Source organism: Ruegeria sp. CDSB029 (genome assembly GCF_059611125.1).
The window spans coordinates 106,379-117,956 of sequence record NZ_JBXWOX010000009.1 but is presented as its reverse complement, the minus strand read 5'-3'; the positions used below and the strand labels follow the sequence as shown (position 1 = coordinate 117,956).

Here is an 11,578-nt window from a genome sequence, read left to right as displayed (position 1 = left end):
TTTTCGGCGGGTGGCTAGAGTTTGTTGTCCGCAATGCGCAACTGGCGTGCGCGGTTTAGGATCGCATCCTCGACCGCCCGCGACGTCGCGGCGCTTACCGGAGCGCCCCCGCTGGTCTGCAGTGCCACCGAAAGCGACCGCGCCGCCAGGGCCGGGTCGCTTATATGCACGGTCGCGCGATAAGAGCGTCCGCCACCAGGCGGCGTGCCGTAACCTGTTACGATCACGCCGGTAAATGGATCAACCTCCTGAATCGGGAGGAAATTCAGCACATCCAGCGAGGCAGCCCAAAGATACCGATTCACATTGACGATCTGTTCGGCATTCCCGCGGTTGAATACGTCCCAGATTGTTGTGCGCTCCGGATCGTTCAGCTCTCGTTCTTCTGTACGTGTGCTATCTGTATACAGCAATGCGGGATTCGGAGCCGCACTCTGATTCTGTCCGCAGGCCGACACGGCAGCAGTTATTATGATCAAACCGAAAATCGTCTGCAGGCGCATTGTCGACTGGTCCTGTTTCACTTGGTCTACTTTGTTAAGTGTTACTCCTAGACAAGGTCCAGTTCAGCAACAACCCTATTCTTGTTACACATGTCAGTGTGGACGGCAGTTTAGTCCCCAAATATCGACTGTGGCATCCTTGCACCAATTTGGGGCCAATGCACCCTTCACATTTAAGGCAAGCTTGCGCTTTGGGGGTAATCCGAGCGAAACGGTTCCCGTGCTGAGACATGTGCTGAGGCATGTGTCGAGTAGAAAAACTTTTGAAACCGAGGGAAACAAGATGAAAAAAGTTCTCTTCGCATCGACCGCTCTGATCGCAACCGCAAGTGTTGCAGCGGCCGACGTTAAATTCAGCGGCTATGGCCGTTTTGGTATTGGCTACTATGAAGACCGTACCGGTGACGTTCCTAACTTCACCACAGACGCAAACGGCGATATCGTTGCCGATGGCACCGCGAACGTCGAAACCGACAGCACCATCCTGGTCTCGCGCTTCCGCCTGAACATCGACGGCACCGCAGAAACCGACGGCGGCGTTGAGTTCTCGGCTCGTGTTCGTCTGCAGGCTGACGAAAACGCCGACACCGGCGAAGCCAACTCGGCTGGTCTGAACGGCGCACGCTTCTCGGTCATCTACGGTGGTCTGCGTGTTGACGCCGGCAACGTTGCGGGTGCCTTCGACAACCTGGCAAACTACTACGGTAACGAGCCTGGCCTGGAAGCCTTCATCGGTCAGTACTCGGGCGTTGACTATAGCTTCCTGGGCTATTCGTCGACCGGTTCGGGTTCGAACGCTGTGTTCTTCCAGTACGCAGTTGGCGATTTCGCATTCGGCGCGTCATATGACCAGGCAACTATTGCTTTTGACGGTGTTGCGCAGGACGCAGACCGCTGGGACATCAGCGCAACCTACAACTTCAACAACATCACCGCTGCACTGGCCTATGGTCAGACCAAGGCGAACGTGAACAGCGCGAGCGAAAAGCAGTCGCTGACCGTTCTGACCCTGGGTGCAGAATTCGGTGACTTCTCGGGCACACTGTTTGTAGCTGACGATGACGTTGTAAACGACGATCGCAACGGCACCGCATACGGTCTGTCGCTGGCCTACAACCTGGGCGCGGCAACCACTCTGACCGCTGCTTACGGTGACGGTTCGGCGGATGACGACCTGCAGCAGTATGGTATCGGCGTTAAGTACGACCTGGGCGGCGGTGCATCGCTGCGCGGTGGTCTCGGCCAAGAGAAGCGCGGCGACGGCGACAGCCGTGTACGTGCCGACTTCGGTGCTCAGTTCAACTTCTAAGTTGAGCTAAACCACAAAGTTTAAGGGCAGGTCTTCGGACCTGCCCTTTTCTTTTGCGCGGACTTGGTGTTTTCCTGCCCCAAAGCAGAGAGAGGAAATCCATGTCGCTGCACGACATCACTGCCCGCATCGCCAAGGCCGAATCCGCCGCCGGACGACTTGCGGGTTCGACAAAGCTGATCGCGGTTTCAAAGGTCCAGCCGAATGAACGTGTTGAGGCTGTGCTAAGCCAGGGCCACCGTTGTTTCGGGGAAAACCGCGTGCAGGAAGCGGCCGAAAAATGGCCGGGCTTTAAAGAGAAATTCTCAGAGATTGACCTGCACCTGATCGGACCGCTGCAAACCAACAAGGCCCGGCAGGCAATGGAGCTGTTCAACGCGATTCACTCGGTGGACCGGCCCAAGCTGGCGAAAATACTTGCGCGGTTGGCGCAAGAGCTTGGCCACTGCCCTGATGTTTTCATCCAGGTCAACACCGGAGAAGAAGAGCAGAAAGCGGGGATCATGCCGGTTGACGCAGATGCCTTCATCGCCGAGTGTCGCGGACTGGATTTGCCGGTTCAGGGTCTGATGGCAATCCCGCCGGTTGAAGAGGAACCCTCGCTGCATTTTGCGTTGCTGGCCAAGATCGCCGAACGCAACGGGTTACAGGGCTTGTCGATGGGGATGAGCGGTGATTTCGAGCAGGCGATTGCACTGGGCGCCACCCATGTGCGTGTGGGGTCCGCCATCTTTGGCGAGCGGGTCAAACCTGCGGGATAATCAGACGCGTTCCGGGGGAAATTCTACGCGCGATCCAATGCAGATGATCGCGGCGAAACGCAACGCAGCCTTCGGTTGGGTAGCCGGGGCGTCTCCACTGGTGAAGGAAAATGGCGGACCCGCGGCCCGGCACAGAGTTCGGCCAGTTCCAGTCGGTGATCAGAACAAGATCGTACAGGGGGTCCGCGCGCCGCAGCTTTTCGTGGCTGAGGGCATAGGGCGCGCTGACCATCTGATTGTACTGGCTGTCCGCGCTGTCATCAGACCAAAGATCACCGGGGCCTATTGGGATGGCCCATGAGGACGGAGCTGCTATTCTATCTGGTCGAAACAGCATACTGACTATGTGATGCACACCGATTGGCGTTGCCCCATCGCCTTCGTGCTTGTCATCCGTCAGGCCGCCTTTTCCGATCGAACAAGGAAAGAGGCGCCCGGCAAACCGGATGCCCCGCGGAGTAAGAACCAGATCGTCCGGGGTCACAGCAAATGGCCCGACTTTGCGGCCTTGGTTGCCAGGTATCCCCGATTATGGGCTGTTTCGCCCACTTTCAGCGGTACTCTTTCGGTCACCGCGATGCCTGTCTTTTCCATCATCGCGATTTTCGCCGGGTTGTTTGTCAGCAATCGAACCGACGAAAACCCAAGTTCTTTCAGAATGTCCGATCCCAGTCGGAAATCACGTTCATCGTCTTCGAACCCCAATCGGTGATTGGCCTCGACCGTATCAAAACCCTGATCCTGCAGGAAATAGGCCCGCATCTTGTTGGCAAGGCCGATGCCGCGCCCTTCTTGATTGAGGTACAGCAACACGCCTGCGCCCTCGGACCCCATCTGGGCAAGCGCACCACGCAGCTGCGGCCCGCAATCGCATTTCAAGCTGCCCATCAAGTCGCCTGTGAAACAGGCCGAATGCAAACGGGCCAGCACAGGTTTGCTTCGGTCCGGACGCCCAATTTCCACGGCATAATGCTCTTCGCCGCCATCTTCGGGGCGGAAAACATGCAGACGACCGGCCTCGGACACTTCCATTGGTAGGCGCGCGGCGGCAATCGCGTGCAGGGCGCTTCGATCTGCCAGATGCGGCGCAGCGCGGGTATGGTCGATGCAGGTCAGGCCATGTGCCACCGCAAAATCGCGACCGTCATCAATTGGAACCACCACGGCGGCCGGCAAGAGGCGTGCGGACTTCGTCAAAGCGATGGCAATACGGTGCAGGTTGGCACTACCCTGACGCTCGGACATCAGAGGGCCTTTCATCGGGGTATTTAGATCATCCGAGGGATCGGCGACCGCCTGAACCCATGCGATGTCGGTGTCTGATGGGATAATTACCCGTGCGAGGTCGCCATCATAGGCACGTGCCTTCAGCGTTTCTGCGCGTCTTACGGTGATCGCGACCACAGGCTGACCTTCGAAGTTCCGTAGGTCGGCCAGCCGTTGTGCGCTTAATGTCTCGGACGCTATCGCTATGACGCTGAACCCGCTGTCATCAGTCAATACGACGGGAACGCCCATACGCAGATCCGCGCGGGCCCGTGCCAGCAATTCCGAGATATCGGGGATAAGACTCATCTATGTTACCCTATAACGTGTTGGTCTTCGTCTAACCCGAACAGAAGAAAAAGTGAAACAATTCCTCTGCGTCAGACACGAGGGCGTGAGACCATTGCAGTAAATCTTGTTGATTGCATCTTCCGCACGCAAATGGTGGAAAAGGCTTAGGAGGACCGGACATGGCTCAGCTCAAGAAAATCCTGCTGGTGGATGACGATGAAGATCTGCGCGAGGCGCTCAGCGAGCAACTCGTGATGACCGAGGATTTCGACGTATTCGAAGCGGCAGACGGTCAATCCGCCATGGAGCGTGCACGCGAGGCGATTTACGATCTGGTCATTCTGGACGTCGGTCTGCCGGATACGGACGGTCGTGAGCTGTGCCGTCTGATGCGCAAACAAGGCGTCAAAAGCCCGATCCTGATGCTGACCGGCCATGACAGCGACGCAGATACCATTCTGGGTTTGGATGCCGGTGCCAATGATTACGTCTCTAAGCCGTTCAAATTTCCGGTCCTACTGGCCCGTATCCGCGCGCAGCTGCGCCAGCATGAACAATCCGAAGACGCGGTCTTTGTGCTGGGGCCGTATACCTTTAAGCCAGCGATGAAGATGTTGATCACCGAAGAGGATCGCAAGATCCGCCTGACCGAAAAAGAAACCAACATTCTCAAGTTCCTATACCGCTCGGCAGATGGCGTGGTCGCCCGCGACGTCCTGCTGCACGAGGTCTGGGGTTATAACGCCGGTGTCACCACACATACGCTGGAAACCCACATCTATCGTCTGCGCCAAAAGATCGAACCCGATCCATCGAACGCGCGCCTTTTGGTCACAGAATCGGGCGGATATCGCTTGGTCTCGTAACTCCGGGTGGATTGACGTGGATCAAAGTGATACTCTGGATGTGTAATTAGAGTACTCCCAACCCGCGCATGTCCGGGTTATGACATGCACCTCCCTGTTGGACTGCCGGGCCTTATGGCCCGGCTTTTTTTTGGGACGGGCTGGTGTGAATGAATGTCCGGTTCGAGCCCAAAACAGACAGCCAGATTGGATCGTGCTCTGAAAAGATCAAATAGCTTGACCTGCAGCGAGGTTGCAATCAGGGTCAGCGGAATTTCGGAAAGGTTCAGATGGGGCGGAAATTATGCTTAACTTCAGAAAGGCCATAGCAACACTTTGGTTGGCATTCACCGCTTTGCTTTCCTTGGGCAATTTCACCGTCGCCCAGACCGCAACAGAGGGAGCGTCCACAAGCAAACCTGTTTTTGTTATGGTTCATGGGACGTTTCAGTGGGCCGGTCAGTATGAACCTTTGAGCATATTGCTTAGGGATGAGGGCTTTGAGGTGGTCGAATTAACCCTGACGGGTCTTGGCGAGAGAGAGCACCTTCTTTCAAAAGAAACGGGTTTGTCTACGCATGTGCATGATGTCGCAAACGTGCTTAGCTGGCGGGGCCTCGAGAACGTAATCCTCGTCGGCCACAGTTATGGGGGAACTGTGATAACCGGTGCCGCAGCAGAACAGCCGGATCGTATCAAACACCTGGTGTATCTAGATACTGTGCCTACGGATGACGGTGAAAGCCTGATGACCAGTTTTTTCGACGAGGCCACAAGAGACGAAGTGTATGCTATGGTCGAGAAAGACGGGGATGGATGGCTTATTCCAAAAGACGGATTACGCGAAGCCCTGCCAACGATGAGACCGCATCCTTTCAAGTCGTACACTGATCGGTTGGCGCTGCCCGATGGTACGCCGGACTTTCAGGGCACAATCATCGTGGCCAACGACAGCAACCCGTTCTTTCAATACATGCGCGCAGTCGAGGCACCTGCTCGTGTCGAAAAGCGCGGCTGGAACCTGATCACGGTCGAAGGCCCGCATCAGTTAATGGAAGTGAGCCCGGCGAAAGAAGTTGTAGCCGAAATTCTGCTGGGGATTGCCAGAAACTAAGGACACGGCGAGTGTCTGCTTCGTCCGCTTAGCAGCTCTTCCTCGATCGTTTTCTATGGCACCCCATCCCTCACCACGCTAACCTCCGCCCAACCGCGACAGAGGAATCCCCCATGCCCTTTACTCTTGCTACCTGGAACATCAACTCGGTCCGCCTGCGCGAGCCTATCGTGCTGAAATTACTGCAGGAAGAAGCTCCCGATGTATTGTGTTTGCAGGAGTGCAAGTCGCCGGTTGAGAAGATCCCAACCGACGGATTTGCCGAACTGGGGTACACCCACATGGTTGCAAGGGGCCAGAAGGGGTATAACGGCGTCGCCATCCTGTCGCGCCTGCCGATGGAAGAAGTCGGTGACAAGGATTTTGCAGGTCTCGGCCACGCGCGCCACATCGCTGGGCGATTGGAAAACGGTGTCACCATTCACAACTTCTATGTCCCCGCCGGTGGCGACATTCCGGACCGTGAAAAGAACGAGAAGTTCGGGCAGAAGCTCGACTATCTCACGGATATGCGCGACTGGTTCCATGCCGAAAAGCCCGAAAAGTCCATTCTGGTTGGCGATCTGAATATCGCACCGCGCGAGGATGACGTCTGGTCGCATAAGCAACTTCTCAAGGTTGTCTCACACACGCCGATCGAGGTTGAGGCGCTGGCCGAAACGCAGGACGCAGGCGGATGGGTGGACATTACCCGTCAGGACATCCCCGACGGGCAGCTATACAGTTGGTGGTCCTACCGGGCCCGCGATTGGGACGCAGCCGACAAGGGGCGGCGTCTGGATCATGTCTGGGCCACGCCGGATATTTCCAACGCAGGCCACTCAAGCCGCGTGCTGCGCGATGCGCGCGGGTGGGAAAAACCCAGCGACCACGCACCAGTCTTTGCGACATTCGACCTTTGACCCTGCAACTCTCCCCTTGGTTTCTGCCCTTTGCAGTTGCATATAGGGGCCAAATTCGAACGAAAGAGTGAATGCCATGGACCTTCTGAACGCCGCAGCCGGACCCGATACCGCCGATCTGATCAAGGACGGATCCGAGGCCACCTTTATGGCCGATGTCGTCGAGGCCTCGCAGGAAATCCCTGTGATCGTGGATTTCTGGGCCCCCTGGTGTGGTCCGTGCAAAACGCTTGGGCCGCTGTTGGAAGAGTCTGTGATCGCCGCCAAAGGGGCGGTGAAGATGGTTAAGATCAATGTGGATGAGGCACAGATGATCGCCTCGCAAATGCGCGTTCAGTCGATCCCGACCGTATACGCGTTCTACAAAGGTCAACCGGTCGACGGGTTTCAGGGTGCCGTTCCAGGGTCCGAGATCAAGGCGTTTGTGGACCGAGTGATTGAGGCTGCCGGTGGTGAAAGCCCCGGGGGGCAGCTGGATGACGCTGTTCTGGCCGCCGAAGAAATGCTGGCCGATGGCGCAGCTGTGGATGCCGCACAGACCTTTTCCGCCATTCTGGGGGAAGACCCGAACCACGCCGCCGCTTATGGCGGTCTGGTGCGCGCCCATATTGCAGCAGGCGATCTGGAGCAGGCCGAGGCCATTTTGAACGGCGCACCCGCAGAGATTTCAACCTCGGCTGAGGTTGAAGCAGCCCATGCCCAGCTTGAACTGGCGAAGCAAGCGGCCGATGCAGGCCCAGTGGGTGAGCTAAAAGCAGCGGTCGAGGCGGATGCCGACAATCATCAGGCGCGGTTCGATCTTGCGCAGGCGCTGCACGCCAATGGTGAAGTTGAAGAGGCTGTAGCGCAATTGTTGGAACTGTTCCGCCGCGACCGCGAGTGGGATGACGGTGCCGCAAAGGCGCAACTGTTCACCATTTTCGACGCGCTGAAGCCCAATGATCCGATTGTTCTGAACGGGCGGCGCAAGCTCAGCTCGATGATATTTGCCTAATTCCTGATCAGGGCTACACTCGGGTACATGATGCATCCCGCTGACCTGCCGGAGACGGTATCCGTTTTCCCATTGCCCGGGGCGTTGTTGCTGCCCCGGTCCCGCTTGCCGCTGCACATTTTTGAGCCGCGTTACCTGCAAATGCTGGACGACGCGCTGAAAACGCCAGAACGGCTAATTGGAATGATCCAGCCGAATCCATGTCAGTCCAACGAAAGCAAACTGCATCAAATCGGCTGTGCCGGGCGTGTGACGCAGTTCTCTGAAACCGAAGACGGTCGGTACTTGATCACACTGTCCGGCGTCTCACGTTTTCGGATCAAGTCCGAGTTGGATGCGTTTACACCTTATCGCCGCTGTGCAGTTTCATGGGACGGGTTTGACCGCGATCTCGGCAAGGCCGAAGCGGACAATGCGTTCGATCGGTCGCGGTTTTTGGATTTGCTCGAACGGTTTTTTCCCTCGCGCCAGCTGTCGACCGACTGGGACACGTTGAAGGATGCCGATGACGAGTTGTTGGTGAATTCCCTGTCGATGCTGCTGGATTTCGATCCCGAAGAGAAACAGGCGTTGCTCGAGGCACCTTGCCTTCGCACGCGCCGCGAGACATTGGTGACATTGATTGAATTCGCCATGCGGGGCGGATCGAGCGAGGAAAAACTGCAATGACCGAAGCCGAACACCCATTTGATCGTCACATGCTTGAGGCCCTGATCTGTCCGCAGACACACACCACGCTGCATTATGATGCCGAAAAGCAGGAACTGGTGTCCAAAGCTGCCAACCTTGCCTTTCCGATCCGCAACGGTATCCCGGTCATGCTGGTGGATGAAGCGCGCGAGCTGGATTAAATCGCGCGCCCTTGCAGGAGTTTCGGCAGATCTCCGGTCAGCCCGGCCGCCTCACGCACAAAGCCGCGGCGCAGGCCGGGGACCGAGCCAACGATCTCCATCCCGATGTCGCGCCCGAAACGCAAAATCGGGTTGTCGTTGGAAAACAGCTTGTTGAACACATCGGTCGCCATGGCCAGCGCCGCCGTGTCGAACCGTCTCCATTCCTGATAGCGCTCCAGCACCAGAACTGATGCGATATCCTCGCCGCGCCGTCCAGCCAGTGTCAGAACTTCCGCCAAAGCGCCTACGTCGCGAAGGCCTGCATTCAATCCCTGACCTGCGATAGGGTGCATGCCGTGGGCGGCGTCGCCTACCAGCGCCATACGGTCACCGATGAAGGAATTGGCGATGGTCAGGTTCAGCGGATAGGTGAATCGGTCACCCTGCAGACGGATATCACCCAGAAAATCACCAAATCGCGGGCGCAATACCTGCAGGTAATCCGTTTCGGGCATCGCGTTGATGCGCTGCGCCATTGCGGTGCGCTCGCTCCAGACGATCGAGCTGCGATTGCCAGTCAGCGGCAGAATCGCCAAAGGGCCGGGGGGCATGAAGAACTGATGCGCGACGCCATTGTGGGGCAGGTCATGCTCAATGGCACAAACCAGCGCGGTTTGGCCGTAATCCCAGCCGGTGCGCTTGATCCCGGCACGCGCGGCGGTGCCACTGCGGCGCCCGTCACAGCCAACCAACAATCCGCCGGTCAGGGTCGTGCCATCATCCAGCGTCAGCGTTACGCCGGTATCATCAGAGGCCTGCGCGACAACGGTTTTGCCGCTGATCTGCGTGATGCTGCCCTGTTCGACCATGGCATCCAGAAACGCGCGGCGCAGGTGGCGGTCTTCGACCATGTAGCCCATCGGGCCTTCTTCAATCTCGGCATGGTCAAAATGCAGGAAAAACGGGGATGGACCAACGCCGGAATGGCCATCAGTGACCTTGATCTCAAGCATGGGCTGGGCATGGTCTGCCACTTTGTCCCAGACGCCAACTGCATCCAGCAGCCGCTGCGAGGCCAGCGCCAGAGCATAGGCGCGCCCGTCAAAAGCCGCGTTTTTTCGGGCTTTTTCGGCCAATGCGTCGATGACGGTGACAGAATGCCCTGTCTGGGCCAGTGCCAGCGCCAGGGCCGGGCCGTTCAGGCCGCCGCCTACGATCAGGATATCCGAGTTGTGTTCCATGGCCTGCAATATGCGCGCCCTTTCGGGATTGTCCATGTGCGGTCCTGTCGCTACCGTCCCTCAAAGTGCTTTTTTCGCAAGGGGGCAGGGATGCAGGACTGGCTGACCATGACGGCGTGTGATCTGGGTCGGGGCATCGGCATGGGACAGATCGATCCGGTTGAATTGACCGAGACTTATCTGGCCGCCATCGACGCGCATCCGCACCGCGACAGGATCTATGCCCGCGTTACGCATGATCGTGCTAGGGCCGAGGCATTGGCTGCGCAGGAGCGCGCCAATCTGGGCCTGCGGCGGTCCCTGCTGGATGGTGTGCCGATCAGCTGGAAAGATCTGTTCGACACCGCCGGCACAGCGACTGAGGCAGGCTCGGCCTTGCTGAAAGGCCGGGTTCCCGAAATGGACGCGGTCGTTGTGCGTAACGCCACCGCCATGGGCACGGTCTGTCTGGGTAAGACGCATATGAGCGAGCTGGCCTTCTCAGGCCTTGGCCTGAACCCGATCACTGGCACGCCCCCATGCATTGACGATGAAGACGCCGTATCCGGAGGCTCTTCTTCCGGCGCGGCCGCATCGGTGGCCTGGGGCCTTGCCGCCTGTGGGATCGGTTCGGATACGGGCGGGTCAGTGCGCATCCCAGCGGCCTGGAACAATCTGGTCGGGCTGAAAACCACCGCCGGGCGCGTCAGCCTTGAGGGTACAGTGCCCTTGTGTCTGCGGTTCGACACTGTTGGTCCACTGACCCGCTCAGTCGAGGACGCGGCTTATATGCTGGCCTTGCTCGAGGGGCGCTCTCCGCCGGATCTTCGCGGTGTCAGCCTGAAAGGCCGCCGCTTTGCCAATCTTCAGACCGTGGCGCAGGACAACCTGAGGGATGAACCGCGCAAGGCCTTTGAGGATGGGTTGGAAAAACTCACCGAGGCCGGTGTCGAGATCGTTCCGCTGGACGTCCCCGAGTTGCACGACGCCATGGCGCTATCTGGCGTTCTCTACACAACCGAAGCCTATGGGCTGTGGCGCGATGTGATCGAAGCCAATCCCGATGCCATGTATCCCGAGATTCTGGAACGGTTTCGGTCGGGTCAAAACGCGACGGGTGCCGATTACATCGCTGCCTGGTCCAGGCTAAAAGCCTGTAGGGCTGCATGGGATGCGGCAACATCGGGGTTTGATGCGGTGCTTGCGCCCACGGCCCCCATTCTGCCGCCGAATCTGGATCGTTTGATGAATGATCATGACTACTATGTCACGGAAAACCTGCTGGCTCTTCGCAACACTCGTATCGGCAATCTGATGGGGCTGGCTGCACTGACACTGCCGACCGGAATACCCGGGTGTGGCGTGATGATGATGGGATATCCCGGCTCGGAAGAGGCCCTGTTACGGCTGGGATCAGCCGCCGAGGTGGCGTTGGCCTGAATGCCACAATCCCCTGATTCGCCACCTCTTTGTCTGGACGAAACCGGGTGCGACCTGTAACCTGTCTTTAAAACGGGGCGAAATGATCCCGGTATTGAGG

Annotated in this window: 13 protein-coding genes; 9 read left to right on the top strand and 4 right to left on the bottom strand. The window is 58.1% G+C overall.

Features of this window, described 5'->3' with window-relative positions:
• Positions 1-14: 14 nt before the first annotated feature.
• Positions 15-503 carry a DUF3576 domain-containing protein gene (locus AC2FI8_RS12900; RefSeq protein WP_496726561.1) on the bottom strand — a complete coding sequence of 163 codons (489 nt, stop codon included), beginning with the start codon at positions 501-503 and terminating at the stop codon, positions 15-17.
• A gap of 283 nt (positions 504-786) precedes the next feature.
• Between AC2FI8_RS12900 and AC2FI8_RS12895 the strand changes: the two genes are divergently transcribed.
• Both AC2FI8_RS12895 and AC2FI8_RS12890 read left to right on the top strand, forming a co-directional pair.
• Positions 787-1,812 (top strand): porin, encoded by a 1,026-nt coding sequence (locus AC2FI8_RS12895; RefSeq protein ID WP_496779401.1) that lies wholly within the window; start codon positions 787-789, stop codon positions 1,810-1,812.
• 101 nt (positions 1,813-1,913) lie between these two features.
• Positions 1,914-2,573 carry a YggS family pyridoxal phosphate-dependent enzyme gene (locus AC2FI8_RS12890; protein WP_496779399.1) on the top strand — a complete coding sequence of 220 codons (660 nt, stop codon included), beginning with the start codon at positions 1,914-1,916 and terminating at the stop codon, positions 2,571-2,573.
• Here the strand turns inward: AC2FI8_RS12890 and AC2FI8_RS12885 are convergent.
• Positions 2,557-3,057, bottom strand: coding sequence for a L,D-transpeptidase family protein (locus AC2FI8_RS12885; RefSeq protein ID WP_496779397.1), 501 nt, complete (start codon positions 3,055-3,057; stop codon positions 2,557-2,559). The genes AC2FI8_RS12890 and AC2FI8_RS12885 overlap by 17 nt on opposite strands.
• Positions 3,054-4,148 (bottom strand): GTP cyclohydrolase II, encoded by a 1,095-nt coding sequence (gene ribA, locus AC2FI8_RS12880; protein WP_058272568.1) that lies wholly within the window; start codon positions 4,146-4,148, stop codon positions 3,054-3,056. Before ribA ends, AC2FI8_RS12885 begins: the two co-directional genes overlap by 4 nt.
• Positions 4,149-4,309: 161 nt before the next feature.
• Between ribA and AC2FI8_RS12875 the strand changes: the two genes are divergently transcribed.
• The 6 genes from AC2FI8_RS12875 (at position 4,310) to AC2FI8_RS12850 (ending at position 8,836) form a co-directional block, all read left to right on the top strand.
• Positions 4,310-4,996 (top strand): response regulator transcription factor, encoded by a 687-nt coding sequence (locus tag AC2FI8_RS12875; RefSeq protein WP_058272567.1) that lies wholly within the window; start codon positions 4,310-4,312, stop codon positions 4,994-4,996.
• A gap of 283 nt (positions 4,997-5,279) precedes the next feature.
• Positions 5,280-6,089 (top strand): alpha/beta fold hydrolase, encoded by an 810-nt coding sequence (locus AC2FI8_RS12870; RefSeq protein WP_472724564.1) that lies wholly within the window; start codon positions 5,280-5,282, stop codon positions 6,087-6,089.
• 113 nt (positions 6,090-6,202) lie between these two features.
• Positions 6,203-6,991, top strand: coding sequence for an exodeoxyribonuclease III (locus AC2FI8_RS12865; protein WP_496779394.1), 789 nt, complete (start codon positions 6,203-6,205; stop codon positions 6,989-6,991).
• 76 nt (positions 6,992-7,067) lie between these two features.
• Positions 7,068-7,985: a tetratricopeptide repeat protein gene (locus AC2FI8_RS12860; protein ID WP_496779392.1), complete on the top strand. Its 918-nt coding sequence runs from the start codon at positions 7,068-7,070 to the stop codon at positions 7,983-7,985.
• A gap of 27 nt (positions 7,986-8,012) precedes the next feature.
• Entirely contained in the window at positions 8,013-8,654 is a 642-nt protein-coding gene (locus tag AC2FI8_RS12855; RefSeq protein ID WP_496779390.1) for an LON peptidase substrate-binding domain-containing protein, read from the top strand.
• Positions 8,651-8,836: a Trm112 family protein gene (locus AC2FI8_RS12850; RefSeq protein ID WP_109310669.1), complete on the top strand. Its 186-nt coding sequence runs from the start codon at positions 8,651-8,653 to the stop codon at positions 8,834-8,836. The genes AC2FI8_RS12855 and AC2FI8_RS12850 overlap by 4 nt, the downstream gene beginning before the upstream one ends.
• Here AC2FI8_RS12850 and AC2FI8_RS12845 read toward each other — a convergent pair.
• On the bottom strand, positions 8,833-10,095 hold the full coding sequence (locus AC2FI8_RS12845; RefSeq protein ID WP_496779388.1) for an FAD-dependent monooxygenase: 1,263 nt from the start codon (positions 10,093-10,095) through the stop codon (positions 8,833-8,835). The two genes, AC2FI8_RS12850 and AC2FI8_RS12845, sit on opposite strands and share 4 nt — an antisense overlap.
• Before the next feature lie 54 nt (positions 10,096-10,149).
• On the opposite strand from AC2FI8_RS12845, the gene AC2FI8_RS12840 reads away from it, so the two are divergent.
• Positions 10,150-11,478: an amidase gene (locus tag AC2FI8_RS12840; protein ID WP_496779387.1), complete on the top strand. Its 1,329-nt coding sequence runs from the start codon at positions 10,150-10,152 to the stop codon at positions 11,476-11,478.
• Positions 11,479-11,578: the final 100 nt, after the last annotated feature.